The organism is Bradyrhizobium sp. SZCCHNR1098 (assembly GCF_032489375.1).
Taxonomy (GTDB): domain Bacteria; phylum Pseudomonadota; class Alphaproteobacteria; order Rhizobiales; family Xanthobacteraceae; genus Bradyrhizobium.
This window is the reverse complement of record NZ_JAUEXY010000004.1, coordinates 105,375-131,590: the sequence shown is the minus strand read 5'-3', so window position 1 is coordinate 131,590 and position 26,216 is coordinate 105,375. Positions and strand designations below refer to the sequence as shown.

Genomic DNA, 26,216 nt, shown 5'->3' with positions numbered 1-26,216 from the left:
AAGGACCGAACCCTGCAAGCCTGAACGCCGGATCATGCGTCGGCCGCCGGAGCTCTCCGGTTCAATCCCTCCGATCCGCCCAAGCTCATAGCAAGCGCGTCCCAAGCTGCTGCGCCTCCCAGCCTTCGAGAAATTCCCGCTGCTGCGTGACCCAGCGGACATTCTCGCTACCCCATTCGCGCGAACGGCTGGCCTCCTCGCCCATCAGCCAGAAGTGCCTGACGATCACGAAGGCATGCGCGGCCTCGAAATCAGCGGCCGAGATCGGGCGGACCGAGCGGTAGCCGTCGACGAAGGCGTGCCACGCCGCATGAAAGCGCCGGCCGAACGACAGCTTGGCCCACAGGAACGCGGCCATGTCATAGGCCAGATAACCGGGACCGCCGTCGTCGAAGTCGAAGAACACGGCCTCGCCGCCGGCGCCGATGCGCGCATTGAGGCCGTGGCAGTCGCCGTGACAATGCGTCCATGTCAGGCCCTCCATCGCCTCGATCCGTGCGGCGGTTCGCTCCGCGATGTCCTGGAGAAAGCCGCCATCATCGGCATCGATCAGACTGCAGAGCTGTTGAACGCGCGCGAGCGGCCGGTGCAGCAGGTGGTCGAGGTCCAGAAGATAGAGCGGCGCTTCGGGCCGATAGGACATCGCCGCCGCGTGCACTCGGGCAAGCGTCACGCCGTTGGCGCGCGCGTCGCTCTGCGATGCGACCTCCGGGGTCCGTCCCTCGATGGCGTGAAACAGCACGCCTTCGCGGCGGCCTTCCGCCGCCTCGCCGCGTACGAACAGCGCGCCGTCGCGCGCCGGAACCGCCGCGGCCACCGGCACGCCGCAGCGCGCGAGATGTGCGAGGAAGTCGGTCTCGGTGCGGACATCGGCCGGGCCGCGGGCGCGGTGATGCGACAGACGGAAGACGTAGCGTGCGCCCGTTGCGGATGTAATCAGATAGACGTCGTTGAAGCCGCGGTTCATCAGGCGGCACGCGAGCGGCTCTGATAGCGCGTAGTGTGTTGCCACGAAGCGGCCCACGCTCTCGGCGCCGGTCGTGGTGTAGATCGGCTCGAAGTCGGGCACGTCGCGTGTTCCGGATTGTGGAGACGATGGCATCCTAAGCTGCTGCCGTCCGCGGTGAAAGGCGGGACGGGCACGAGCAATCCATCGCATTGGCGTAGGCAGGTTGTGCCGGGCTGCCCGTCGGGCAAATCGATCGAGGTGGCGAGCGCAATCTGCCGCTGATGTCCAGCCCGCCTGCGAAAAATATTCTTGTTTCGTTTTTCCGGAAATAATGCTTATCTCCCGCGCATCCCGCCTCATGCAGAGAGGGGCGTACGCGTCGTCACGATACGCGGGGGCGGGGAGTGGTGGCCGTCGCGAGGTCGGGCGCGTTCGCGCGCAAGACGACTGATGTCGTGGCGGACGGTCAAGCCGTGTGGTCCTGGCGCCCCGAAGCTGGCGCCAAGCTTGCGATCACGTTCGTGCGTGGTTGCGAGCGACGGGGGCAAACAAGCCGGTCCCCGGGGAGAGCGCGGAGCAGCCGTGAAAACCATCGCGCAGGGAAGGCCGGGTCGATCCGGCTGATCCTGTGGTTCCTGCCCCGTGCATTCTTGTCGCACGGGGGCCACGGGCCTCAGCCGAGGCTCGGTCTTCCCTGCCCCCTCTCGCTTGCGGAGGGGAGTTCGATCAGCACGGCTCGGGCGGATTGCGCCGCGGGAGCGCGGACGCGTGTCTTGGCAGACGCATGTGCACGAACGCTATTTGGCGCCGGTGCGTCAGCGACGCGCCTTGTCCTGACGGGCGGCCGAATGCCGCAGCCCAGAGAGTCTCGCGCGTGTCCCGGTTGACCGGGATCAAGAGCGCTCGCGCTTGCTCCCTTAAGCCCCTACAACTCTGTTGTTCGTTGGGATCAAGAATGGACGTCGTGGTGCCGCAAGATCCAATCGTGCCTCCATCTGGCTTGCGGCGGCGGCTCGGACTGCCGCTGCTGGTCCTCTATGGCACGGGCGTAACCGTCGGAGCCGGCATCTACGTCCTGATCGGCGCGGTCGCCGGTCATGCGGGAGTCCATTCCTCCTGGGCCTTTGCGCTGGCGGCGTTCGTGATGGCGTTTACGGCCGCCTCCTATGCCGAGCTTGCGACCCGCTATCCCGTGAGCGCCGGCGAAGCCGCCTATGCCCGCGCGGCATTCAAGTCGCGGCTGTTGTCGACGGCGGTCGGCTCGCTGCGGCTCGCCACCGGCATCATTGCGGCGGCCGCGGTGACGCTCGGCGGCGCCGGCTACATCCGGCAACTGATCGATCTGCCGACGCCGTTGATCGCGATGGCAATCGTGGTCGCGCTCGGCATGGTCGCGTCCTGGGGCATTCTCGAATCGGTGATGCTCGCCGGACTGCTGACCTTGATCGAGACCGGCGGACTGGTGTGGATCGTCGTCTCGGCCGTTCACTCCGGCGTCGCGTTCGGCCCTGCCTTGCTGACGCCGCCGCCGCTCGATCTCGGCGTTCTCTCAGGCATCACGTTCGCCGGCCTGCTCGCGTTCTTCGCCTTCGTTGGCTTCGAGGACCTCGCCAACGTCGTGGAAGAGGCCAAGAGCCCGCAGCGAAGCATTCCGTGGGCGATGGCGCTCACGCTGCTGATCACCTCCGTGCTGTATGTGCTGATTGCAGCGATTGCGGTGACCGCCGTGCCGCCGGGCACGCTGTCGGCCTCTTCCGCGCCGCTCAGCGTGGTGTTCAATGCCGTAGCGGGCATCAGTCCGGTCACCTTCAATGCGATCGCGATCGTGTCCACGCTCAACACCATTCTCGCCCAGATGACGATGACGGCCCGCGTCGTCTACGGCATGGCGGGGCAGGGCGACCTGCCGCGCATCGCCGGCCGCGTCGATCCCCGCACCGGAACGCCGCTGATCGCAACCGGGCTCGTCATGCTGGCGGTCGCGGTTCTCGCGCTGGCCTTCCCGCTGGAGCGGCTGGCGGAAGGCACCTCGCTCGCGACGCTGACGATCTTTGCCATCGTCAACCTGTGCCTGCTGCGTATTCGCATCCGGCGCATCGGATCGGATGCCGCCCATGTGCGGGTGCCGCTATGTGTCCCTGCGCTCGGTCTCATCACGTGTATGCTGATGATCGTCAGCGCGTTCGTCGCGCCTTAAGCCGGCCGGGAAGGAACTGTCAGCCCGATGTATCATGTTTCCCGATGGTCCCCGGCGCTGGCCTGGCGGTGTGATGCAGGACCGTGTCGATGCCGGATGTCATGAGCCTCAGTCCCGAGATCATCGCGATCGTCGTTGCGCTCGGCATCGGACTGCTGATCGGCCTCGAGCGCGAACGCCGCAAGGGCGAGGGGCCCGGACGCTCGCCCGCCGGCTTGCGGACCTTTGCCGTGGCGTCGCTTGCCGGCGCGATCGGCATGCTGATCGGCGGCAAGGTGCTGCTGGCCGTCGTCACCGCTGGAATCATGGTCCTCACCGCGATCGCCTATTGGCGTTCGCACAGCGACGATCCGGGACTGACGTCGGAGGCGGCGCTGATCCTGACCGTCCTGCTCGGCGGTCTCGCCACCGAGCAACCGGCTCTGGCGGCGGGCGTCGCCGTCGTGCTGGCGGTGCTGCTGGCGGCCCGGCCGGTGCTGCACGACTTCGTCCGTTCGGTGCTCAGCGAGAGCGAGCTCAAGGACGGCCTGATCTTTGCCGCGGCCACGCTGGTCGTGCTGCCCCTGCTTCCCGATCAGCCGATCGGTCCGTACGGCGCGCTCAATCTGCGCGGCATCTGGACGCTCGTCGTCCTGATGATGGCGATCGGTGCCGCCGGACATGTCTCGATGCGTCTGCTCGGCGCACGCGGCGGGCTCGCCGTATCCGGCTTCGCCTCGGGCTTCGTCTCCAGCACGGCCACGATCGGCGCGATGGGCGCGCGGGCGCGCAAGGCGCCGGAGCTCGGCGGTGCCGCGGCTGCGGGCGCGACATTGTCGACCGTCGCGACCATCGCCCAGCTCGCCGCGGTGCTGGCCGTCACCAGCCTGCCGGCGCTGCAGGCGCTGCTGGTTCCGCTGCTATGCGCCGGCGCGGCGGCGGCGATCTACGGCGCGATCTTCACGATCGTCGGGTTGCGGCAGAGCGGTTCCGCCGACCTGCCGCCCGGACACGCCTTCAGCCTGCCGGGCGCGCTGTTGCTGGCGCTGACGATCTCTGCGGTGCTGGTGCTGTCGGCCGCGTTGCGCGAGGCGTTCGGCGAAGCCGGCCTGGTGGCGAGCGCCGCCGTCGCCGGTCTCGTCGATACCCATGCGCCGGCGGTGGCCGCGGCTGCGCTTACCGCATCGGGCAAGATCGGCGCGGCCGATGCCGTGGCTCCGGTGCTCGCGGCGCTGTCGACGAACACGATCAGCAAGATCGTGGTGGCGTGGACCAGCGGCGGGTCGTCCTTCGCCCTGCGTCTCGTCCCCGGACTCGTCCTCGTCATCGCCGCCGCGTGGGCCGGCGCCTTCGGACCGAGCCTTGCCCATGGTCTTGCCGATGTGCTGGTCCATCCGTGAGCGCGACGTCCGCGCCGCACCTACGCGCTGCGCGGCAAGCGCTCGACCGCGGCAGCAGCACCGCTGCGATGCTGGACGAGCCACGCGATGGCGTCGTCCTCCTTCATCGGCTTGCCATACAGCCAGCCCTGTCCATAGGAGCAGCCGAGCATGCGAAGGCACTCGGCATCCGCCTCGCTCTCGACGCCCTCGGCGATCATGCGGTGGCCGAGCGGCAGCGCCACCGCGGTGATGGCGGCGACGAGCTGCTGATCCCGTCGATTGCTGGCGATGCCGTGGATGAAGGAGCGGTCGACCTTGATGGTGTCGATCTCGACCGCCATCAGGTTGGCAATCGAGGAATGGCCGACGCCGAAATCGTCGATCGCAAGACCAAAGCCGTATTGGTCGATCAGCTTCAATTCGTCGGCGCAGCGCTTGGGGTCGAACATCGCCTCTTCGGTCACCTCGATCTCGATCCGGTGGGGATCGACGCCGTAGCGCTCGGAGACGGTCTTGAGGGTCTGCGCCGGCGAGTGAAGCGGGAATTCCCGCGGCGAGACGTTGATCGATACCCGGATGCCATGCGCCTTCTTGCGGTCGAGCGCGCGCAGGAACGCGCAGACGCGCTCGCCCACGAACTCCGTGAGCTGGCCGGACAGGCGCAATCGGATCGCTGCGGACACGATGTCCGGCGGCGGGATCAGTCCGGCGCTCGGGTGCTTCCAGCGCAGCAGCGCCTCGAAGCCGATGACCTCCTGCGTGGCCATCGCGACCTGGGGCTGGAATTCGACGTGCAGCTCGCGGCGGGCCAGCGCGGCGGGGAGCTCCGCATCGAGCCGGCGCTGCAGCGTCAGCTCGGACTGCATCTTGGCGTCGAACACGCGCATGCAGCCGCGGCCGTCGTCCTTGGCGCGATACAGCGCGACGTCGGCGCGGGCGGAGAGCTCTTCCAGATCGATCGAGCCTTCTGCATGCGCCGCGATGCCGATCGAGCAGCTGACGGGCAGCACCTGGCCCGCGATCGCGAGCGGCTGCGTGAGGGCGGCCATCAGCCATTCGGCGAGTGCGACGGATCGGCTTGCGACATCGTCACCCTGCATGACGACCACGAACTCGTCGCCGCCCAGGCGGACCGGCAGATCGTCGGCGTGGCAGGCGGACTGCAGCAGGGTGGCCACGGCCTGGATGACCCGGTCGCCGGCGTCGTGGCCGCGCGTATCGTTGATGGTCTTGAAGTTGTCGACGTCGATCAGGAGGAATGCGACCCCACGTCCGGAACGGCAGGCCGCGGCGGCCACGGTGCGGAAGTGACTGCGATTGGCGAGCCCGGTGAGCGAGTCCGTGCGAACCAGGCGCTCCAGGGCGTGGTTGGCCTCGGCGACGGATTCCGCCAGCACCGTCGCCTCGATGGCAGTATTCTGGCTCGCAATGAAGTTGCGCTCGCCGAGCCGCGATGCGCGGAACAGCATGAAGGTCAGGAATGCGACGTCGACCGCAACGATGTAGTCGACGTCGCTGCCCGAGATCAGCATCCGCAACACGGTCGAGCCCATCAGCGGCGCGCCGAAGGCGATCGCCATCGGCGAATAAGCAAGACTCTGGATGATGGCGCCGGTGGTGGTGCCGGCCATGATGAAGACGACGTCGTTGACGTTGTGCGCGCGGGAGAAGGCCGGCAGCGCGAGCGGGACGATCGCCCACAGCACTCCGCTGGCGAAAGCCATGATGGTGAGATTGCGCAGCACGCGCCGTGGATCGCGCTCGATCCGTCCGGAAGACTTCAGGTACGACACCCATCCAGCGCGGAGCGCCGCGAAGGTGATGGCGGCTGCCAGCCACCAGAAGATGAGCGTGCCCCCCTCTCTGAGATACAGCAACAGCGCCAGCGACGTTGCGATCGCCACATTGGCGAACAGCGTCAGGGAAATGTTCTGCAGCGAGCTCGCTGCCTGGGCTTTCGCGAGCGCCGCCGCTTTGCACTCGGTGATTGCGGTCTGCATGCGCGGAACGGACGGCCCTGCTGAATCGGTGACGGAAGCGGGCAGCCATGGCGGCGCCCAACGCGGCGACGCAGGAGCATGCTGAACAGGGGCCTAAGGTGGGGTTAATCCAGCCCATTATACCGCCGGACGGCCGAGCCATTCAGCGAGCCGTCTGGCCGATCGAGCCGGTGGTCGTCGACGTCGGACATCGATCACCCCCAGCCGGCACGGCCGTGCGAGCGCGCTTCCGCCATTTCACAGAGGTCCAACGACGACGACAAAGCGCCGATCCGCTACGGATCGAGCTCGGTGTCCCAATAGAGATAGTCAAGCCAGCTGTCGTGCAGGTAGTTCGGCGGAAACAGCCGGCCGTTGCGATGGAGCTGGTGGACGGTCGGCGCGTAGGGCGCCTGCTTGGGGAACATCTTGGCCTGCTGCGGGGTCAGATTGCCCTTCTTCAGATTGCAGGGCGAGCAGGCGGCGACGACGTTTTCCCAGGTGGTCTGGCCACCCTTGCTGCGGGGAATGACGTGGTCGAAGGTCAGGTCGTCGCCGGAGTGGCAGTACTGGCAGGCGAAGCGGTCGCGGAGGAAGACGTTGAAGCGGGTGAAGGCCGGATGCGTCGTCGGCTTCACGAAGGATTTCAGCGAAACCACGCTGGGCAGCTGGATCTCGAAGGAGGGACTTCGGATCGCTCTGTCGTAGTACTCGACAATGTTGACGCGATCGAGGAACACCGCCTTGATCGCGTCTTGCCACGACCAGAGAGACAGTGGGTAATAACTCAGCGGCCGGAAGTCCGCGTTCAGCACCAACACCGGCCAACCGCCTTGCGAGACATGTGCGTTCAAGTAACGCTCCTGGCCTCCATAACGGCTGCGAAGCAGCATGCCCTCACATACTACATGCAGCGTGACGGGATTGTGAAGCCCCAAGAATGGCTTGACACGGCTTCTCCCGCCTTTCGAGCTTTCGTCCAAAGCGCGTCAGAACCGTGGCAGAGCGCCCGATCGCCGCACTGCAAATCAGTTGCATATCTTCCGGCGCGACGACGACCAGCAGGACGACCAAGGTCAGCCCGGGACCCGCTCCAGCTTCTGCAGGCAGCGCGAGATCCTGACCTCGTCCGGCATCGGCCGGTCCGGGAAGCTCGTGCTCCAATTGGTGACGCCGACCTCGCCGACATAGATGTCGCCGCGACTGTCGATCGCGAGCCCGTGCGGCGCCAGGAAACGGCCGGTTTCCAGCCCCGGACCGTGTTCGCCGCCGAGCCGGGCCATGCGCCGGCCGGTGGCGTCGGTGATGGTCAGCCGCGGTCCGAGATTGGGGACGTTGAGGTTGACCGGCATGCCGGGGCCGAGCTCGCCAACGATGAAGGTCTTGCGCCCCGCGCCGCAGGCGCACAGCGCGCAGGGCCGGTGCAGATTGTTCCACTGCGCCTCGTAGCGGCCGTCGCCGTCGAAGATCTGGATGCGGTGGTTCTCGCGATCGGCGACGTAGACGAAGCCGTCGGCATCGGTCGCGATGTTGTGAACGATGTTGAACTGGCCGGGATCCGAGCCTGGCTCGCCCCAGCTGCGGATCAATCTGCCGTCGGGCGTGTATTTGTGGACCCGCGCATTGCCATAGCCATCGGAGACGTAGATCTCGCCCGAGGGCGACAGCGCCGTGTGGGTGCAGCGGTTGAACGGCTCGCCGCTCATGAACGGGGTCGGGTGCTCCGGCAGGCCGATGGTCAGCAGCAACCTGCCGTCAGGGGTGCACTTGCGCACCGTGTGGTCGCCATCGTCGGTGCAGTACAGATTGTCGTCGCTGTCGATCGACAGGCCGTGGGCGCGGCTGAACAGGCCCTCGCCCCAGCTCCTGATGAAATTGCCGTCGCGGTCGAACACGATCATCGGATGGGCGCCGCGGTTGAAGGCGTAGACGCGGTCCTTGCTGTCCACGGCAACCGAGGCGACGTCGGTCAGCGCCCAGCCCTCGGGCAGCCTGGCCCAGTCCTTGACGACGCGATAGGTGAAATTGCCCGTTCCGAGAATGGACATCGCCTCGCCTCCCTGCCTCCGTGCAACCTCAGTCCTGGCAACGCTACACGGCTTTGGTCGCGGGTGAAAACCTGGTTACGTCGCCATCGTCAGCATGTGGCCCTGATGCGGCGGAATATGACCTTGCAAGGTGTCGAGATAGACGCGCTGCACGGCCTCCGGTCCGCGTCCTTCCGTGATCGTGAGCCAGCCGTCGAGCCGCGGAGCGAAGTCCCGCCACGCCGCGCCGAGCCGCGCCTCGATGCCGCCCGGTCCCCATTCCTTGGCGCGCTTCCTGATCTGGTCCGGCGCGAAGAACCAGGTGGGCCGGGCGCCGGAAAGCGTCTCGACATCATCGCTGCCGTCCTGATGCGTCAGGCCGATGCGGCCGGAATAGACGAGGTTGTCGCCGTAGTGTCGATGCAGCGCGGCGCGCAGACTGGCATTGCCGGCCATGTCGACGAACGCCGCGCGCGTCCCCGCGTCGAGCATGTCGACCGCATCGTAGGTCACGACCTCGTCGTAGCAGCCGAGCGAGCGGACGAAGGCCGCATGCGATGGCGAGGTCAGCCCGATCACGCGGATGCCCTTGCGCTGCGTATGCAAGAGGTGGGCGAGTCCGAACGCGGTCTTGCTCGAGGCCGAGGACAGGATCACGGTCGTTGCGCCGAATTGGGCCTGTTCGGCGAGAAAGTCATCGACCAGGAACGACAGCATGAACAGTGGGCGCAGCAGGGCCTGATAGTCGCCTTGCCGTCCGGCAAAGGCGGGATCGTCGCCGACCCGCGCATAGGCGTTGTAGACCGGCGCGACGCCCTGCCGGTGCGCGGCCGCGTCGCGCAGGCCGCGCTTGCCGACATCGGCCGCCTCGATGACGAGATGCGTCGCCATCGGGAAGTAGCCGAACAGGCGCTCGCCTTCGGCGACGGCAGGATGGCGGGACGCGATCACGTCGCCGAAGCCCCACACGGGAATGATGCCGAAGCCGTCGGGCGCAGGAAACAGCTGCCAATACTTCAACTGCTCGCCGAGCAGCGCGTAGGTGATGTTGTTGGCGGTGAAGGCGAAGCGGTCGACCTTCACCAGCAGCGCCTCGGCAGGAAGCGCGTCGCCATCGGGAAGCTCGGTGACGATCGTCTTGCACTGCTGCAGATCGTTGCGTGCGACGATGAAATCGGACGATTGCATGATGAAGACCCCGGCCATGCGATGATGTGCGTCGTGGTGCGATCCTGGCCGACATCGATGACCGTTTTGCAACCCCAACTTTGTTTGAAACGGCGTTCGCCGGAGTTGTTAGTTCGCCGATGCGATGACGCCCTCGCGCTTCTTGACCACGCGGTAATAGCTCCACCACAGGTGCGCCGCCGCGCCGCGCAGCGGGCGCCACGATTCGGCCAGCGGCATCATCTGCTTGGCCGTAGGCCGCGTCGCAAGGCCGAGCCCGACCTTGACGGCCTCCTGGACGGCGAGGTCGCCGGCCGGCCAGGCATCGCCATGGCCGAGGCAGAACAGCAGGTAGACGTCGGCGGTCCACGGCCCGATGCCGGGCAGGGTCGTCAAGGTGGCGTGGGCGGCATCGGCGTCCTCATTGGCGAGCACGTCGAGATTGAGCCGCCCGGCGCCAAGCTCGCGCGCGATGTGCTTCAGCGTCTTGATCTTGGCCGCAGAGAGACCGAGCCGTCCCAGCCGGTCGGCGCGGGCGCGGCGGATGGCGTCGGCATCGAACGGATCGAATGCCGCCTGCAGCCGGCCCCAGATCGCGGCCGCGCTGGCGGTCGACAGTTGCTGGCCGCAGACGATGTGCGCGATCCCGGCAAAGCCTGGCTCGCGCCGCCGCAGCGCCGGCATGCCGGCGGCGGCGAGGATCGGCGTCAGCCGCGCGTCCTGCTTCACCAGGTCGCGGATCGCATCCTCGAGGATGTCCTGGCTATCGAGGTGAAGGGTCATCTCAGTGCGACCTTTTCCATTGTCATGCGCGGGCTTGACCCGCGTATCCATCTCGGATCGAACGAGCCCGCGAAGAATGATCGTCGGACCACGCCAGCTCAAGTCCGGCAAGGACGAGATGACATGCCACCCGTTTTCCGATTCGCCCCCAGCCCGAACGGCTATCTGCATCTCGGCCACGCTTTTTCGGCGCTGTTGAACTTCAAATGCGCGCAGCAGAGCGGCGGCCGCTTGCTGCTGCGCATCGAGGACATCGACCCGACCCGCTGCCGCCCCGAGTTCGAGCAGGCGATCTATGAGGATCTCGCCTGGCTCGGCATCGCCTGGGAGCAGCCGGTGCGGCGGCAATCGGAGCACCTCGCCGAGTACCGCGCTGCGCTGGAGCGGCTGCAGGGCATGGGGCTGGTCTATCCGAGCTTCGAGAGCCGGGCCGAGGTCGCGCGGATGGTCGCGCAACGGAATGCAGAGGGGGCTTGGCCGCGCGATCCGGATGGCGCGCCGCTCTATCCGGGGACGGCGACCTCGCTCTCCGAGGCGCACCGTGCGGCACTGATGGCCAGCGGCGCGCCCTATGCCTTGCGGCTCGACATGGCCGCCGCGGTCGCGCGCGCGGGCCGGGCGGCCTGGGACGAGTATGGCGCCGGGCCTTGGGGCGAGAGTGGCAGGGTCGAAGCAAGGCCGGAGGCCTGGGGGGATGTGGTCTTGGCGCGCAAGGAGACGCCGACCAGCTATCACCTCTCCGTCGTGATCGACGACGCCCTGCAGGGGGTGACGGAGGTGGTGCGTGGACAGGACCTGTTTCATGCCACGAGCGTCCACCGGCTGCTGCAGGTCCTGCTCGGCCTGCCGGCCCCGGCCTATCGGCATCACCAACTGATTCGCGACGCGCAGGGCCACAAGCTGTCCAAGTCCACCCAGGCGACGGGATTGCGCGCCTTGCGCGCGGAAGGCGTCTCGCCGACGGAAATCCGACACAGGACCGGCATGGTCTAGCCGTGTCCTGTCCGCAGCCCTGATATCTCCGAATGTTTCCGGCGGGGACAACCTCCGGGGCATCGTGACACCCGGAAACGACCGTGCCATGCTGCTCAATGGCGCGGGTAATCGGGAGCTTCAATCGAAAGCGGCACGACGAGACATGACAGTACAAGTGCCCCTTCGTTTTTCGGAGTTCATGTCACAGGGGCCATGATGAAGCGCGTTCGGAAGATGAGTACGGGGCGTCGGGCCCGACCGGCCAAGCCGGCTGCGCCCAGGCCCGCCGGCGCGTCCAGAGCGCCCGCTGAAAAGGCGTCCTCCAGGACGACATCTGTGAGGATGCCGTCGTCCGCAGCACAAACGCCGAAGACACAACCGCCGAAGACACAACCGCCGAAGGCCAAGGCCGCGAAGGCGGCGCCGGCCAAGGAGCGCGCCAAGGCGCGACCGCTCAAGAAGCACGTTCCTCAGGTCACGGCGATGGCGGGGAGCCGGCGAAGCGCGGCCAAGTCCGGAGTGAGGAAGCCCGAAACCGCGAAGTCAGTGCCCAGGGCTGGTGCCGGATCACCAGGGGTCGTCGAAGCCGCGCTGGCGGTGTTCGCCCATGAGGTGCGCACGCCGCTGACAGGCATTCTCGCCATCAGCGACCTGCTTGCCACCTCCGAGCTCGGCGAGCGCGAGCGGCGCTGGGTCGATACGATCAAGGCCGGCGCGGAGCATCTGTCGAGCCTCGCCACCCTGTTCGTCGATGCCGCCAAGGACGAGACCGCCGGCGCGCTGCTGCGTGAGGATCTGTTCGATCTGCGCGTGCTGGCGCGGGCCGCCGGAGACTCGCTGTCGGGCCGCGCCGCCGCCAAGGGGCTGGATGTCAAGGTCCACGTCTCCGACGACTTGCCGGGACTCGTGTTCGGCGATCCCGTGCGGCTGCGCGCTGCGCTGGAGAACCTGATCGACAATGCGGTGAAGTTCACCGAGCAGGGCGGCGTCGCGCTGGAGGTCGTTCCCGCACGTCGCGGCGGTCGCGGCAAGCCGAGCACGGGCGCAGGCCGAGGCGCGAACAGGGGCCGCGCCGCGATCGCCTTCCACGTCTCGGATTCGGGCATCGGCCTGACCCTGAAGGAGATCAAGCGGCTGTTCCGCCCGTTCAGCCAAGCCAATGTCTCGATCGCCTCGCGCTTCGGCGGCGCCGGCCTCGGCCTGTCCTCGGTCCGGCAGCTGGCGCGCGCGATGGGGGGCGACGTCGCCGTGGCGCCGCATGAAGGCGGCGGCACGACCTTCACGCTGACCGTGACGCTGACCGTTGCGGCCGCGCCGCACACCGCGGCGGGCGGATCGGAGAATGGCGTGACCCTGGCGCCGACAAGGCCGTTGCGCATCCTCGGGGTCGAGGACAATCCGTTCGGCCGCGTGGTGCTCAACACCATCCTCAACGAGCTCGGCCACCAGGCCGAGTTCATCGGCCGTGGCGAGGCGGCGCCGGAGCGGATCGCGGCCGGCAATTACGATGCGGTGCTGATGGACATGGTGCTGCCCGGCATCAACGGCGTCGAGGCGATTGCTCGCATTCGCAAGCTGGACGCGCCCCACGGGACTATCCCGATCATCGGCGTGTCCGGACGCGGCGAGGACGAGGCGGCCTCGCGCGCTGCCGGCGCGGACGCGTTCCTGCTCAAGCCCGTTTCGCCGCGGGCTCTAGCGACTGCGCTTCTTGGAGCGACACGCCGCGCGGCAGCCGCGACTTGATGATCGAGGCGTTCAACTCGCCGCCATACACGAAAATCGCGGCGATGAAATACAGGAACACCAGCGCGATGATCACCGACGCGAGCCCCGCATACATCGTGACGTAGTTGTTGGCGAAGCGCGCCAGATACTGGCCGAACACGATGCCCGACACCAGCGAGGCGACGAAGGTGAAGACGATGCCGGGCACGATCTGCATGAAGCTGCGCCGGCCCGCCGGCAGCCAGGCGTGCAGGATGAACAGCGCGACGATCAGCGCGCTGATGGTGATGCCGTAGCGCGACAGGTTGACGAAGCGCTCGTTGGCTTCGACCGCCAGCGGCAAATAGCGCCGGGCTGTGGCCAGCATCAGCGGGCCGAGCACGATCAGGAACGACATCGCCAGCGCCGTGAACGCGGCGACCAGAGTATAGCCGATTGATTCCAGCCGCAGCCAGTACCAGCGGCGCTGCTCGATCACGCCATAGGCGCGGTTGAGCGCGACCCGCAGCGCCTCGACGCCATTCGAGGCGAAGTAGACCGCGAGCACGGCGCCGATGGTCAGCGCATCGGTCCGGGTCGTGGTCAGCACGTCGTGGATCTCGCCGGTCAGCGCATCCGCGACCTGCGCCGGCCAGATCTCGAGCATCAGGGTGGCGGCCTGGTCGGCCAGGTCCTTGGAGCCGAGAAAGCCGGCGAGCGAGGTCAGGACGATCAGGAACGGAAACAGCGCCATCAGCGTCGACAGCGCGATATGGCTGGCGATCGCCCAGCCGTCGTCGGCGAGGAAGGTGTAGAACGCGTCCATGACGACGTGGAAGATGTAGCGAAGCGCCTTCACCTGTCCCTGCACTCCGCAAAAGAAACTTGGTTTGTACAATCCGATATTACGGGTCCAAAAGCCAGAAGTTGCAGCGCCGGCCGCGCGGATCCGCCATGGCGCTCTTGCGTCTGCGGTGTTATCTAGCCCCGATGGCTTCACTTCTCGGTAAATTCATCCTTCCCATCGCCGTCGGCGCGGTCGCCCTTGTGCTGTTTCTCGGCCTCGTCAACATGACGCGCGGCGGCTCGCCGAACCTGTCGCAGAAACTGATGCGCTGGCGGGTGATCCTGCAGTTCGTCGCGGTCGTCATTGCCATGGCGGCGATCTGGGCGATGGGGCGCTGAGACCGAGACGCCGAGGCGTCGAGAAACGGACGTTGAGAAGCAGCATGGTGGTCCTGAATCGCATCTACACGCGGACCGGTGACGACGGCACGACCGCGCTCGGCAATGGCGAGCGCCGTCCCAAGTACGATCTGCGCGTCTCCGCCTATGGAACCGTCGACGAGACCAACGCTGCGATCGGCGTGGTCCGGCTGCATCTGGCCGATGCGCCCGAGATCGATGCGATGCTCGGCCTGATCCAGAACGATCTGTTCGACCTCGGCGCCGATCTGGCCGTGCCGCAGCGCGAGGGCAAGGCGGAGCGGCTGCGCGTCGTCGCCAGCCAGGTCGACCGCCTGGAGCGTGACATCGATACGCTGAACGAACGGCTCTCGCCGCTGACGTCGTTCGTGCTGCCCGGGGGAACCGCGGCGGCGGCGCATCTGCATGTGGCGCGTACCATTTGCCGCAGGGCGGAACGGATCATGACGGAGCTCGCCGGCAAGCCCGACGAGCCGGTCAGCGAGGCCGCCATTCGTTATATGAACCGGTTGTCGGATTTCCTGTTCGTGGCGAGCCGGGCCGCGAACCGGAACGGCGCCGGCGACGTGTTGTGGGTGCCCGGGCAAAACCGTTAACCCGGCGGCGTGCGGGCCTGCGTTTTTTCGCCCGTCGCGCGTTGACCGGGGGGGATGGGGGCTTTAGGTTCCGCGCCCGAAAGGTCAACCCCGGACAATTTAGAGCGAAAGAGGATCGATGAAGGTTCTGGTGCCGGTCAAGCGGGTGGTCGATTACAACGTCAAGGTCCGCGTCAAGAGCGACGGATCGGGCGTTGAGCTCGCCAACGTCAAGATGTCGATGAATCCGTTCGACGAGATCGCCGTCGAGGAAGCGCTGCGGCTGAAGGAAGCCGGCAAGGCGACCGAGGTGGTGGTGGTCTCGATCGGCCCCGCGCAGGCCTCGGAGACGATCCGCACGGCGCTCGCGATGGGCGCGGACCGCGGCATCCTGGTCAAGGCCGAGGGCAACGTGGAACCGCTGGCGGTCGCCAAGATCCTCAAGGCCGTCGCCCAGGAGGAGCAGCCGGGCCTGATCATCCTCGGCAAGCAGGCGATCGACGACGACTCGAACCAGACCGGCCAGATGCTGGCGGCGCTGCTCGGCTGGGCGCAGGCGACCTTCGCCTCCAAGCTCGAGGTCGACGGCTCCGACTTCAAGGTCACCCGCGAGGTCGATGGCGGCCTGCAGACCGTGAAGCTGAAGGGGCCGGCGATCGTCACCACCGACCTGCGCCTCAACGAGCCGCGCTATGCGTCGCTGCCGAACATCATGAAGGCGAAGAAGAAGCCGATCGCCGAGAAGACCGCCGCCGACACCGGCGTCGATCTCACGCCGCGGCTCGAGGTGCTCAAGACCACCGAGCCGGCGGGCCGCAAGGCCGGCGTCAAGGTCAAGGACGTCGCCGAGCTCGTCAACAAACTCAAGACCGAGGCGGGGGTGCTCTGATGGCCACGCTGCTGATTGCCGAACACGACAATGCCGGGATCAAGGACGCGACCAACAAGGCGCTGACGGCGGCCACTGCCCTCGGCGCCGATGTCGACGTGCTGGTCGCGGGCCAGGGCGCCAAGGGCGCGGCGGATGCCGCCGCCAAGCTCGCCGGCGTCAAGAAGGTGCTGCTGGCCGACGACGCGGCCTACGCGCACGATCTCGCCGAGCCGCTCGCCGACCTCGTCGTCAAGCTCGCCGCGAACTACGACGCGATCGTCGCGCCCGCGACCTCGCGCTTCAAGAACGTGATGCCGCGTATCGCGGCGCTGCTCGACGTGATGCAGGTATCGGAGATCATCAAGGTCGTCGCGCCCGATACGTTCGAGCGGCCGATCTACGCCGGCAACGCGATCCAGACCGTGAAGTCGAAGGACGCCAAGAAGGTCATCACCGTGCGCACCTCGACCTTCGCCGCGGCAGGCGAGGGTGGCAGCGCGTCGGTCGAGACCGTCGCGGCGGCCGGCGATCCGGCGCTGTCGACCTTCGTCGGCGAGGAGGTCGCCAAGAGCGACCGTCCCGAGCTGACCTCGGCCAAGATCATCGTCTCCGGCGGCCGCGCGATGCAGAGCCGCGAGAACTTCGCCAAATACATCGAGCCGCTGGCTGACAAGCTCGGCGCCGGCGTCGGCGCCTCGCGTGCCGCGGTTGACGCAGGCTACGCGCCGAACGACTGGCAGGTCGGCCAGACCGGCAAGGTCGTGGCGCCGGAGCTCTATGTCGCGGTCGGCATTTCAGGCGCCATTCAGCATCTGGCCGGCATGAAGGACTCCAAGGTGATCGTCGCGATCAACAAGGACGAGGACGCGCCGATCTTCCAGGTCGCCGATTACGGCCTGGTGGCCGACCTGTACCAGGCGGTTCCCGAGCTGACCGAGGCGCTCGGCAAGCTCGGCAAATAACGCTGCTGGCACCGGCCGCATGGGACCGCGGCGGCCGGTGTTCTCACTTCCAAGGGCATGGACGGGCGCAGCAGGCGTGCCGTCCGGGTGGATGACAACATGGCTCAGATCAACAAGCTCGGTGTGATCGGCGCAGGACAGATGGGCAACGGCATCGCGCATGTCGCCGCGCTGGCCGGGCTCGACGTGGTGCTCAACGACGTCACTGCCGACCGGTTGAAGTCGGGCATGGCCACCATCAACGGCAACCTGACCCGTCAGGTGGCCAAGAAGGTCATCTCCGAGGAGGCCCGCAATCAGGCGCTCGGCCATATCTCGATCAGCGAAACCCTCGACGGGCTGGCCGACTGCGATCTCGTCATCGAGACGGCGATCGAGAAGGAGGACGTCAAGCGCAAGATCTTCCACGATCTGTGCGCGGTGCTGAAGCCGGAGGCGATCATCGCCTCCAATACCTCGTCGATCTCGATCACCCGGCTCGCCGCCTGCACCGACCGCCCCGAGCGCTTCATCGGCATCCATTTCATGAACCCGGTTCCGCTGATGGAGCTGGTGGAGCTGATCCGCGGCATCGCCACCGACGACGCCACCTTCGAGGCGGCCAAGGAGTTCGTCGGGCGGCTCGGCAAGCAGGTCGCCGTCTCCGAGGATTTTCCGGCCTTCATCGTCAACCGCGTCCTGCTGCCGATGATCAACGAGGCGATCTACACGCTGTATGAGGGCGTCGGCAACGTCGAGGCGATCGATGCGGCGATGAAGCTCGGCGCGCATCACCCGATGGGCCCGCTGGAGCTGGCCGATTTCATCGGCCTGGACACCTGTCTGTCCATCATGCAGGTGCTGCACGAGGGGCTGGCGGACTCCAAATACCGGCCGTGTCCGCTGCTGGTGAAATATGTCGAGGCCGGCTGGCTCGGCCGCAAGACGCAGCGCGGCTTCTACGATTACCGCGGCCCCAAGCCGGTGCCGACCCGCTAATTTCCCGCCACCGCGGCTCCCTCGCTACGCTTCGTTAAGCCTCCTCGGCTAGCGTGTGCCCCAGAGAGGTAAGCGCGTATGGATATGAGCTTGGTGGCTGCGGTCATGGCGCAGCAGACGGGTGCGATTCAGCAGCAGGTCGCGACGTCCGTGATGAAGCAGAACCTGAACGCCCAGAAGGACGCGGTGATGACGCTGCTCGGCGGCGCGCAGCAGACGCTGTCGCTCGCCAATGCCGGCCCCGGCGTCGGCGGCAACCTCAACATCGCCGCCTGATATCTCTGGTTACAGTCCCGCGGCCGCCTTCGATGTCGCCGCCTGGATCAGCTTGACCGCGTCGGCGCTGTCCCATTCGGCGGGACCCGCGATGGTCGCGATCTCGCAGCCATTGCCGTCGACCAGCACCGAGGTTGGCATGCCCAGGGCGCGGCCGACCGCCTTCAGTTCCTGGAACACCTTGGCCTTCGGATCGCTGAAATAGGCCAGCCGGGTCAGCTTGGCGTCGTTGAGGAAGGCCTTGGGCTTCTCCGGATCGCGGGTGTCGATGTTGACCGCGACCACCTGGAAATCGTCGCCGCCGAGCTTGGCCTGCAGCCCGTCCAGCGCCGGCATCTCCTTGCGGCAGGGCACGCACCACGTCGCCCACAGGTTCAATAGCACCGTCTTGCCGCGAAAATCCGACAGTTTCTTCGGCGCCCCCGAGCTGTCCTCGAAGGCGAGATCCGGCAGCCGCAGCGGCACTGTTGCCGCCGTCAGCGCCGCCACCTCGCCCTTGATCAGCGGCGCGATCCGCTTGGCGGTGGCGACCGCCGCCTGGCACGCCTGGTCGCCCGACGGCCGTCCCTTCAGCAATCCGCCAAAGGCCATCGCGGCGATGCCGGCCGCGGCGACGACCGCGACGGCACTGGCCGCGAGCAGCGTCTGGCGCGAGCGGGCGGGGCGGGCAGGGGACGGGTCAGGCTTATCGTTTGTCATCTCGGGTCGGTTGCGGCTATCAGAGGCGCGAATTTCGGGATACCGGACGGTGTGTCCCATCCAGCGGCGGTCAGCAAGGTTTCAGAAGCGGTTCAGGCATGAGCAACAAGATGTGGGGCGGACGGTTCTCGGAGCGTCCCGACGCGATCATGGAGGACATCAACGTCTCGATCGACGTCGATCGCCATCTCTACGCACAGGACATTGCCGCTTCCAAGGCGCATGCCGCCATGCTCGCCGCCCAGGGCATCATCACCGCGACTGATGCGAAAAATATCGGCAAGGGTCTAGACACGATTCTGTCAGAGATCACCAAGGGTTCGTTCCAGTTCAAGCGGGCGCTGGAAGACATTCACATGAATGTCGAGAGCCGGCTCAGCGAGCTGATCGGCCCGGCCGCAGGCCGCCTGCACACCGCGCGCTCGCGCAACGACCAGGTCGCGACCGATTTCCGCCTGTTCGTGCGCGACACCATCGACGACATCGACGCTGGCTTGGCCGCCTACCAGCATGCGCTCGCGACCCGCGCGCTGGCGTTCGCCGGCACCGTGATGCCCGGCTTCACCCATCTCCAGACCGCCCAGCCCGTCACCTTCGGCCACCATCTGCTGGCCTATGTCGAGATGGCCGGGCGCGACCGCGGCCGCTTCCTCGACGCCCGCAAGCGCCTCAATGAATCGCCGCTGGGGGCTGCCGCGCTCGCCGGCACCTCGTTCCCGATCGACCGCCACGCCACCGCCGAGGCGCTCGGCTTCGAGCGCCCGATGGCCAATTCGCTGGACGCCGTGTCCGACCGCGATTTCGTGCTGGAGACCCTGTCGGCCGCCTCGATCTGCGCCGTGCACCTGTCGCGCTTCGCCGAGGAGATCGTGATCTGGACCTCGCCTTTGGTCGGCCTGATCAAGCTGTCGGACAAGTTCACCACCGGCTCCTCGATCATGCCGCAGAAGCGCAATCCGGACGCCGCCGAGCTGGTGCGGGCCAAGACCGGCCGCGTCATCGGCGCGCTGAACGGGCTGCTGATCGTGATGAAGGGCCTGCCGCTCGCCTACCAGAAGGACATGCAGGAGGATAAGCAGGGCGCGATGGAGGCGTTCGCGGCGCTGTCGCTCGCGATCCGCGCCATGACCGGCATGGCGCTCGACCTCGTGCCCGACGAGGCGCGGATGAAGGCCGCGGCCGGCGAGGGCTACGCCACCGCGACCGACCTCGCCGACTGGCTGGTGCGCACGCTGAAGATGCCGTTCCGCGAGGCCCATCACGTCACCGGGCGCATCGTCGCGCTCGCCGCCAAGCAGGGCGTCGCCCTGCACGAGCTGCCGCTGAAGGCGATGCAGGAGGTCGAGCCGAAGATATCAGCCGAGGTTCTCGGCGTGCTCTCGGTCGAGGCGTCCGTGAAGAGCCGCACCAGCTACGGCGGCACCGCGCCGAAGAACGTGGCGTCCCAGGCCAAAGCCTGGCTGAAGCGGCTGGAAAAACAGCGAAAGTAGGGCTGCTGTCTGAAATTTGACCGGCGTGGCGTGGCTCTCCGGCACTCGCCACATCGGGGCAATCTCTGTATGGTGCCGCCCGCATGGGGATCTCACACGTGAATCGCGCTCGTCGTCCAACCTCCGCCGCCCGGGTCGTCCTCGTCCTGGGCGCCACAGCCCTTCTGCTCGCCGCCTGCGGGCGCAAGGGCCCGTTGGACCTGCCGGCCAACTCCCCGCCGGCGCCGCAGATGTCGGCCGCTCCCGCCGACACCGCGACGGAAGCTGCGAACAAGCCTGGCCTGTTCAACTCCGGCTACGGCGCCGACGCCGCCCCCGCCGCCACCCGCGGCCAGAAGAAACCCTTCATCCTCGACCCGCTGCTCGACAGCAAATAGCGGCTGCGCTCCGGCTCGCCGAGCGGTCGGTGTCACCCTCCCCTGGAGGGGGAGGGTCGCCTCATGGTGAGCGCAGCGAAGCGTGAGGCGGGGTGGGGTGATCTCTCCTCGAATGCCGGTGCTGGTGGAGAGATCACCCCACCCCGCTCGCCCGCTACGCGTGCGATCGACCCTCCCCCTCCAGGGGAGGGTGGCAGCGCGGGTTTGACATTCCCGCTCATTTCCCGGCAATTCGCCGCCACAATCCACCTTCTCGCAGCCCCGTGCGCGGATCAGACCCATGAATCATTTCGACTACCGCGACGGTGTGCTGCACGCCGAGGCCGTCAATCTCACCTCACTTGCAGCCCAGGTCGGCACGCCGTTCTACTGCTACTCGACCGCGACCCTGGAGCGGCACTACCGCGTGTTCGCTGAGGCCTTCACCGGCCAGGACGTGCTGATCTGCTACGCGATGAAGGCCAACTCCAATCAGTCGGTGCTGCGCACGCTGGCGAAGCTCGGCGCCGGCGCCGACGTCGTCTCCGGCGGTGAATTGAAGCGCGCGCTGGCGGCCGGCATTCCCTCGCGCAAGATCGTGTTCTCCGGCGTCGGCAAGACCGAGGCCGAGCTGCGCGCCGCGCTCGCGGCCGACATCCACTGCCTCAACATCGAGTCCGAGCCGGAGCTCGATCTGCTGGCGCGGCTCGCCCAGGAGACCGGCCACACCGCCCGCATCTCCGTGCGCGTCAACCCGGATGTCGATGCCGGCACCCACGCCAAGATCTCGACCGGCAAGTCCGAGAACAAGTTCGGCATTCCCCTGGAGCACGCCCGCCGCGTCTATGCCCGCGCGGCGAAGATGCCGGGCATCAAGGTCACCGGCGTCGACGTCCATATCGGCAGCCAGATCACCGATCTCGGCCCCATGGAGACGGCGTTCCGCATCCTCACCGAGTTCGTGCAGACCCTGCGCGCCGACGGCCACGACATCTCCCATGTCGATTTCGGCGGCGGCCTCGGCATCCCCTATCACATGGACCGCGCGGTGCCGCCGGAGCCCGCCGCCTATGCCGCCATGGTCAAGCGTGTCAGCCACAATCTCGGCTGCACCCTGATGTTCGAGCCCGGCCGCATGATCGTCGGCAATGCCGGCATCCTCGTCGCCCGGGTGATCTATGTGAAGCACGGCGAGGCCAAGAACTTCGTCATCATCGACGCCGCGATGAACGATTTGATCCGCCCGACGCTCTACGAGGCCCATCACGACATCCTGCCGGTGATCCAGCCCGCGCCGGGTGCGCCGTCCTTCGTGGCCGACGTCGTCGGCCCGGTCTGCGAGAGCGGCGACTACCTCGCGCTGGACCGCACGCTGCCCGAGCCCAAGCCGGGCGACCTCCTCGCCATCATGACATCAGGCGCCTACGGCGCCGTCCAGGCCTGCACCTACAACACCCGCGCCCTGGTGCCCGAGGTGCTGGTCAAGGGCGACCAGTCAGCTGTGATCAGGCCGCGCATCGAGGTCGAGCAGCTGATCGCCATGGACACGCCGGCGCCCTGGCTGTGAGGACGATCAATCGAACAGATCGGGCCTGATCTCGCGCGAGTGATGCATGATGGCGCGGATCACGACGCCGTCGCGATCTTCGGTGTAGAACACGATATGCGCCTGGAACCGAAACCGCCGGTGCCCGGGCGCAATATCGTCCACACTCGCACCGATCCGCGGAAAATTCGCCAGCAGATCGAACGTCCGCTCAAGCCCGGCATGGTAGGCGTCGGCTTGGTACGTACCAAAAGTGCTGTTCGTATAATCGTAGATTTCAAGCAGATCAGCCTCGGCGCGGGCTGAGAGCTTGAACTCAGCCACGGCGAGCCGCCGCCCGCCGTTGTGCCTCGGCGCGAATATCGCTCATGGTCGAGCTGCTGATGCGCGCGCAATCGGTATGCTGCAGCACTTCGCGGTAGCGCGCGAGCTGCTCGTCGCGGCTCAAAGCCTGCCATTCGGCAAGCTCGGCTTCGCTCGGCGGCAGCGCGGAAGGCATTGCACGGGTGGTAGCGTCGGTCATATCCATAAAATAGCACGGGCCACCGGGAGATGCGAGGGGGGCCGGTCTGCCGCAGCGCGACAAGCGCACCCAGGACAGGGACATCCGGAACGCCCACGACCTCGCGGCGACATTGGAGGATTGAGGATGAAGATCAGCAAGCTCAAGACATTCGACGCCGCTGAGCATCTCCGCACCCCGGCCGCCCGCGCCGAGTATCTCAACCTCGTGCTCGCCGACGGTGATCCCGCCGAGGTCCGCGACGCGCTCAATCTCGTCGCCCGCGCGCAGGGCATGAGCCAGGTCGCCAAGGCCGTCGGCGTGACGCGGGAAGGGCTCTACAAGACGCTCGGCGAGAACGGCAACCCGGAGTTTGCGACCGTCCTGCGGATCATCAATGCGATGGGAATCCGGTTGACGGCCGAGCCGGCCCGCGCCAAGCCGAAGACGAAAGCCGCGGCGTCGCGGTGATCATCCGCGTCGCCATCATCTCGGACGTCGTTCGAGACACGCGACGATCTCACCGATGACGGCCTGTAGCAGTCGATGGCTCGACAGGGCATCCTGAGGCGCGCTCTGAGCCGGGCTACGCCACCAATACGCTTCCCAGTCCTGGTCGCTCATCTCCATCGTCGAAATGTCCCGAAGCTCGGCCAGCAGTGGTTCAAGCTCGTCGTCCCCAAAGAACTCGATCAGGAAGACGCCCAGCTCATCCTCCGATGCGAAGACTTTCGACACCCCCTGAAAAAGCCCGCCGGCCATTCGATCGAAGAGCGGATATCGGCTTGGATCGATGGTGCTCATTGTTGTTCTTCACCCCTTGCGGGCAGGACCCGGGATACCGCATATGGCCCCGCCAGCCGGTTACCTCACTCAACCCGTTCCGTCACTCTACCAGCAGGACCCCACCCATGAGCATTCGCGTCGGCATCGTCGGGATCAGCGGTTTTGGCGGCGGCGAGGCGATGCGCCTGGTCGCGGGCCATCCGTCGTTCGAACTGGTCTACGCCGCGGGCGAGGGCAGTGCCGGCAGCCGGCTGGTGGACCGCTTTCCCGGCGTGCCGGCCGAGCTCGCCGATCTCGTGATCGAGAAGTGGGACCCCGCGCGCCTGCCGAAGCTCGACGTGCTGTTCGCTTCGCTCCCCACCGGCGCCTCGAGGGATGCGCTGGCGCGCGTGCCGGCGGACGTGAAGATCGTCGACATCGGCGGCGACCACCGCTACGTCGACGGCTGGACCTACGGCCTCGCCGACGTCTGGCCCAAGGAGATCGCGGGCAAGACCCGCGTCGCCAATCCCGGCTGCTTCCCCGCCGCGGCGCTGACCGCGCTGGCGCCGCTGCTCGCCGACAAACTGATCGCGCCCGAGAACATCGTGATCGACGCCAAGACCGGCATCTCCGGCGCCGGCCGCGGCGGCGACAGCAAATTCGGCTACGCCGAGAGCAACGAGAACCTGATCCCCTACGGCCTGCTCAGGCACGTCCACATGCCCGAGATCATCAGCACGATCGCGCGCCTCAGTGGCGGCAGCGCCGCCGGCCTCGTGTTCACGCCGCATCTGGTGCCGATGACCCGCGGCATTCTCGCCACCATCTACGCCCGCGGCCGCGCCACCACAGTGCAATGCCTCGACGCCGCCCGCCGCTTCTACGCCGACAGCGCCTTCGTCCGCGTCACCGACACGCCGCCGCAGACCAAATGGGCCACCGGCTCCAACCTCGCCTTCGTCAGCTACGCTGCCGACCCCGACCGCAATCTGGTGATCGCGCTCGGCGTCGTCGACAATCTCGGCAAGGGCGCCGCCGGGCAGGCGGTGCAGAACGCGAATCTGATGTGCGGGCTGGAGGAGACGACGGGGCTGGAGGGGGCGCCGGTTTGGCCGTGAGGGCTTGTCGGCTGCGGACTTGAACCGATCCGGCGACCTCCTCGCGATCTTGACTGCAGATGTCAACTGCGCCGTGCAGGCCTGTACCTACAACACTCGCGTCTTGGTGCTCGAGGTACTGGTCAAGGGCGACCCGGCCGCGATGATCCATCCGCGGATCGAGGTCGAGCAACCGATCTTGATGGACGCGCCGGCGCCGGTTAGGGGAGTGCGGTCGCACAATGTTCTTGCGTGAGGTGCTCGTTGGGTTGCGCAGATATGTTTTCAGATCGTTGTAGCAGGCTTGTCCTGGATACCGAGCTCGTCTGGTGCTCTCTGAACAACGAGTATGCTCGAACAAGCTTCGCAATGACTGAGTAGCTGTGGTTGCGGCGAGCCCGCGTGTCAAAGAAAATGCTGGAAGAGATGCGGGTATGCGATCGCAGACTTTCGAAAGATGTCAATTCCGGAGCTTCCCCTCATATTGACTCTCAGCAAAAACAGAACACTATAAGAACAAGGAATTGAAGATCCGAGGGTGGAGCGTGCTTGCCGCTTGTGAACAGAATTTGTCGCAGCAGTGATCAAGAATATACCCACCGCAGATGAACTGCGCCTCGTGAGCCTTCGGCTTTATTTCAAGGCCTGGGCGGATACGGCCAACATCATCACGGAATGGGCTGAATATGGGGAGTGGGCAACTGAAATTCAGGAAGACACCGGGATTGCGAGCACAGCGGGATGGGAGCAATACATCGCTGCCGCGCAGAGCGATCTCCAAGGCATATTCGCGCTGATCCAACAGAGCCAAGAAATTGGATTGAAAGCTCGCATCTGCGAAGTTAGCCCTTTCCTTTTGTTGAAGCGTACGGATGTGAAGGCCACCGAGGGCGAACAGAACGTCTGGGACTTCACGGATTTCCCCACGCTCGATGCGTCAGAGCTCATCCGTGTTCACAACACGTTTTGTCCAACGACGCTTTCGAAGGAATTCCAATCCAAGTACGAGGAAATTCGACGCGGTCGGAACAAGATTTCTCACCTAGGCATCTATCGGAAAAACCTTGAGCCGCTCGACATTATTGACATTCTTCAACTGCATTACTGCGAGCTCTATCCAGGCCGCCGGTGGATGGAAGATCGTCTCCATTTCGCGGCCTTGGGCAAATGGGCCGACTTCCAATTTGATAGTGATTTCAACGAGAGAACAGGGCTCTTTAACGAGCTCTGGCGTCTAATCCCCGAACTAACTGACGATCAATTCAAGCGGCTGATGGGGCGTGGACGGGACGAAAAGCGTTTTGTCTGTCACGAGTGCGGCTATGATGCCGGTTTGGGCAATATTGACCCTAACGTAACTGATGTACCGACGGCTTATCTAGTCGGTCAGAACCGAGTGCGATGTTCAATCTGCGACCTCGAATATCCGGTCAAGCATGTCCCCGCGTGTCCGGTAACTGACTGCGGATGCGAGTGGCAAAGTGCGCAGGACGGGTACGTTGGCCTATGTATGCAGTGCGGCTGGGCGCCTGAAGAATGGCAAGAGGCCGAGCGAAAAAAAGCCGAGCGAAAGAGCTGACTATGTAAAATTTCGGTGACAGTGCAACTCTAGGTACCCGTCTGCGCCATATTGTGCCTGTCCACGATCCCGGCCTCCGAAACCGAATAGACACGTTCCCCGTGAAGTGAGACAATGGTTGCATTTTTCAAATCAATAAACCCGGCACATTCCGGCAACGGCGGCG

General features: G+C 66.3%; 27 protein-coding genes and 1 pseudogene. 17 read left to right on the top strand and 11 right to left on the bottom strand.

Annotation, left to right across the window (positions count from 1 at the left end; genetic code table 11):
- Positions 1–85: 85 nt before the first annotated feature.
- The gene (locus tag QX135_RS11020; protein ID WP_316234081.1) at positions 86–1,069 is read right to left on the bottom strand and encodes a phosphotransferase enzyme family protein; all 984 of its coding nucleotides are present in this window, start codon (positions 1,067–1,069) and stop codon (positions 86–88) included.
- A gap of 865 nt (positions 1,070–1,934) precedes the next feature.
- Here QX135_RS11020 and QX135_RS11015 point away from each other — a divergent pair.
- Together QX135_RS11015 and QX135_RS11010 are read left to right on the top strand one after the other, a co-directional pair.
- A complete protein-coding gene (locus tag QX135_RS11015) occupies positions 1,935–3,146 on the top strand; it encodes an APC family permease (RefSeq protein ID WP_316234080.1) in 1,212 nt (403 codons plus the stop codon).
- An 89-nt stretch (positions 3,147–3,235) separates the two neighbouring features.
- A complete protein-coding gene (locus QX135_RS11010) occupies positions 3,236–4,525 on the top strand; it encodes an MgtC/SapB family protein (RefSeq protein WP_316179549.1) in 1,290 nt (429 codons plus the stop codon).
- A gap of 20 nt (positions 4,526–4,545) precedes the next feature.
- Here the strand turns inward: QX135_RS11010 and QX135_RS11005 are convergent, their stop codons facing one another.
- The 5 genes from QX135_RS11005 to QX135_RS10985 form a co-directional block, all read right to left on the bottom strand.
- Positions 4,546–6,507 carry a putative bifunctional diguanylate cyclase/phosphodiesterase gene (locus QX135_RS11005; protein WP_316163730.1) on the bottom strand — a complete coding sequence of 654 codons (1,962 nt, stop codon included), beginning with the start codon at positions 6,505–6,507 and terminating at the stop codon, positions 4,546–4,548.
- 275 nt (positions 6,508–6,782) lie between these two features.
- Positions 6,783–7,340 carry an HNH endonuclease gene (locus QX135_RS11000; RefSeq protein WP_009025578.1) on the bottom strand — a complete coding sequence of 186 codons (558 nt, stop codon included), beginning with the start codon at positions 7,338–7,340 and terminating at the stop codon, positions 6,783–6,785.
- Between the two features lie 222 nt (positions 7,341–7,562).
- The gene (locus QX135_RS10995; protein WP_316179551.1) at positions 7,563–8,534 is read right to left on the bottom strand and encodes a peptidyl-alpha-hydroxyglycine alpha-amidating lyase family protein; all 972 of its coding nucleotides are present in this window, start codon (positions 8,532–8,534) and stop codon (positions 7,563–7,565) included.
- 75 nt (positions 8,535–8,609) lie between these two features.
- Complete coding sequence (locus QX135_RS10990; protein ID WP_316179553.1) at positions 8,610–9,701, bottom strand: DUF2855 family protein; 1,092 nt, start codon at positions 9,699–9,701, stop codon at positions 8,610–8,612.
- 108 nt (positions 9,702–9,809) lie between these two features.
- Positions 9,810–10,463 carry a DNA-3-methyladenine glycosylase 2 family protein gene (locus tag QX135_RS10985; protein WP_316179555.1) on the bottom strand — a complete coding sequence of 218 codons (654 nt, stop codon included), beginning with the start codon at positions 10,461–10,463 and terminating at the stop codon, positions 9,810–9,812.
- Positions 10,464–10,586: 123 nt separating this feature from the next.
- On the opposite strand from QX135_RS10985, the gene gluQRS reads away from it, so the two are divergent.
- A complete protein-coding gene (gluQRS, locus tag QX135_RS10980) occupies positions 10,587–11,456 on the top strand; it encodes a tRNA glutamyl-Q(34) synthetase GluQRS (RefSeq protein ID WP_316179557.1) in 870 nt (289 codons plus the stop codon).
- A 573-nt stretch (positions 11,457–12,029) separates the two neighbouring features.
- On the top strand, positions 12,030–13,184 hold the full coding sequence (locus tag QX135_RS10975) for an ATP-binding protein (RefSeq protein WP_410052041.1): 1,155 nt from the start codon (positions 12,030–12,032) through the stop codon (positions 13,182–13,184).
- On the opposite strand, the gene QX135_RS10970 is transcribed toward QX135_RS10975, so the two are convergent.
- Positions 13,111–14,004: a YihY/virulence factor BrkB family protein gene (locus tag QX135_RS10970; protein ID WP_316179561.1), complete on the bottom strand. Its 894-nt coding sequence runs from the start codon at positions 14,002–14,004 to the stop codon at positions 13,111–13,113. The two genes, QX135_RS10975 and QX135_RS10970, sit on opposite strands and share 74 nt — an antisense overlap.
- Positions 14,005–14,135: 131 nt before the next feature.
- Here QX135_RS10970 and QX135_RS10965 point away from each other — a divergent pair, with 131 nt between their 5' ends.
- The 6 genes from QX135_RS10965 (at position 14,136) to QX135_RS10940 (ending at position 18,013) form a co-directional block, all read left to right on the top strand.
- Positions 14,136–14,330 (top strand): twin transmembrane helix small protein, encoded by a 195-nt coding sequence (locus tag QX135_RS10965; protein WP_015664263.1) that lies wholly within the window; start codon positions 14,136–14,138, stop codon positions 14,328–14,330.
- Between the two features lie 44 nt (positions 14,331–14,374).
- Positions 14,375–14,947: a cob(I)yrinic acid a,c-diamide adenosyltransferase gene (locus QX135_RS10960; RefSeq protein ID WP_315736202.1), complete on the top strand. Its 573-nt coding sequence runs from the start codon at positions 14,375–14,377 to the stop codon at positions 14,945–14,947.
- A 118-nt stretch (positions 14,948–15,065) separates the two neighbouring features.
- A complete protein-coding gene (locus QX135_RS10955) occupies positions 15,066–15,815 on the top strand; it encodes an electron transfer flavoprotein subunit beta/FixA family protein (protein ID WP_315777790.1) in 750 nt (249 codons plus the stop codon).
- Positions 15,815–16,759: an electron transfer flavoprotein subunit alpha/FixB family protein gene (locus QX135_RS10950; RefSeq protein ID WP_315736204.1), complete on the top strand. Its 945-nt coding sequence runs from the start codon at positions 15,815–15,817 to the stop codon at positions 16,757–16,759. Before QX135_RS10955 ends, QX135_RS10950 begins: the two co-directional genes overlap by 1 nt.
- A gap of 99 nt (positions 16,760–16,858) precedes the next feature.
- Positions 16,859–17,737, top strand: a complete 879-nt coding sequence (locus tag QX135_RS10945; RefSeq protein ID WP_315812426.1) for a 3-hydroxybutyryl-CoA dehydrogenase — start codon at positions 16,859–16,861, stop codon at positions 17,735–17,737.
- Positions 17,738–17,815: 78 nt separating this feature from the next.
- Entirely contained in the window at positions 17,816–18,013 is a 198-nt protein-coding gene (locus tag QX135_RS10940; protein ID WP_315736206.1) for a putative motility protein, read from the top strand.
- Between the two features lie 9 nt (positions 18,014–18,022).
- On the opposite strand, the gene tlpA is transcribed toward QX135_RS10940, so the two are convergent.
- A complete protein-coding gene (tlpA, locus tag QX135_RS10935) occupies positions 18,023–18,712 on the bottom strand; it encodes a thiol:disulfide interchange protein TlpA (RefSeq protein ID WP_316179564.1) in 690 nt (229 codons plus the stop codon).
- Between the two features lie 98 nt (positions 18,713–18,810).
- On the opposite strand from tlpA, the gene argH reads away from it, so the two are divergent.
- The 3 genes from argH to lysA all read left to right on the top strand — a co-directional run bounded on the left by argH (position 18,811) and on the right by lysA (position 22,125).
- Positions 18,811–20,202 (top strand): argininosuccinate lyase, encoded by a 1,392-nt coding sequence (argH, locus tag QX135_RS10930; protein ID WP_316234079.1) that lies wholly within the window; start codon positions 18,811–18,813, stop codon positions 20,200–20,202.
- Between the two features lie 83 nt (positions 20,203–20,285).
- A complete protein-coding gene (lptM, locus tag QX135_RS10925) occupies positions 20,286–20,579 on the top strand; it encodes an LPS translocon maturation chaperone LptM (protein ID WP_315736209.1) in 294 nt (97 codons plus the stop codon).
- Positions 20,580–20,859: 280 nt separating this feature from the next.
- A complete protein-coding gene (lysA, locus tag QX135_RS10920; RefSeq protein WP_316234078.1) occupies positions 20,860–22,125 on the top strand; it encodes a diaminopimelate decarboxylase in 1,266 nt (421 codons plus the stop codon).
- A 6-nt stretch (positions 22,126–22,131) separates the two neighbouring features.
- On the opposite strand, the gene QX135_RS10915 is transcribed toward lysA, so the two are convergent.
- A complete protein-coding gene (locus QX135_RS10915) occupies positions 22,132–22,428 on the bottom strand; it encodes a type II toxin-antitoxin system RelE/ParE family toxin (protein WP_315736211.1) in 297 nt (98 codons plus the stop codon).
- A complete protein-coding gene (locus QX135_RS10910; protein WP_315736212.1) occupies positions 22,421–22,633 on the bottom strand; it encodes a hypothetical protein in 213 nt (70 codons plus the stop codon). Before QX135_RS10910 ends, QX135_RS10915 begins: the two co-directional genes overlap by 8 nt.
- Positions 22,634–22,753: 120 nt before the next feature.
- Between QX135_RS10910 and QX135_RS10905 the strand changes: the two genes are divergently transcribed.
- Positions 22,754–23,077 carry an addiction module antidote protein gene (locus tag QX135_RS10905; RefSeq protein ID WP_315783050.1) on the top strand — a complete coding sequence of 108 codons (324 nt, stop codon included), beginning with the start codon at positions 22,754–22,756 and terminating at the stop codon, positions 23,075–23,077.
- 15 nt (positions 23,078–23,092) lie between these two features.
- On the opposite strand, the gene QX135_RS10900 is transcribed toward QX135_RS10905, so the two are convergent.
- Positions 23,093–23,410: a hypothetical protein gene (locus QX135_RS10900; protein WP_315736214.1), complete on the bottom strand. Its 318-nt coding sequence runs from the start codon at positions 23,408–23,410 to the stop codon at positions 23,093–23,095.
- 107 nt (positions 23,411–23,517) lie between these two features.
- Between QX135_RS10900 and argC the strand changes: the two genes are divergently transcribed.
- The 3 genes and pseudogenes from argC (at position 23,518) to QX135_RS10885 (ending at position 26,050) form a co-directional block, all read left to right on the top strand.
- On the top strand, positions 23,518–24,492 hold the full coding sequence (gene argC / locus QX135_RS10895) for an N-acetyl-gamma-glutamyl-phosphate reductase (RefSeq protein WP_316234077.1): 975 nt from the start codon (positions 23,518–23,520) through the stop codon (positions 24,490–24,492).
- A 25-nt stretch (positions 24,493–24,517) separates the two neighbouring features.
- Positions 24,518–24,727 (top strand): annotated as a pseudogene (locus QX135_RS10890) (hypothetical protein); the annotation flags it as partial.
- Positions 24,728–25,051: 324 nt separating this feature from the next.
- A complete protein-coding gene (locus QX135_RS10885) occupies positions 25,052–26,050 on the top strand; it encodes a hypothetical protein (RefSeq protein ID WP_316234076.1) in 999 nt (332 codons plus the stop codon).
- Positions 26,051–26,216: the final 166 nt, after the last annotated feature.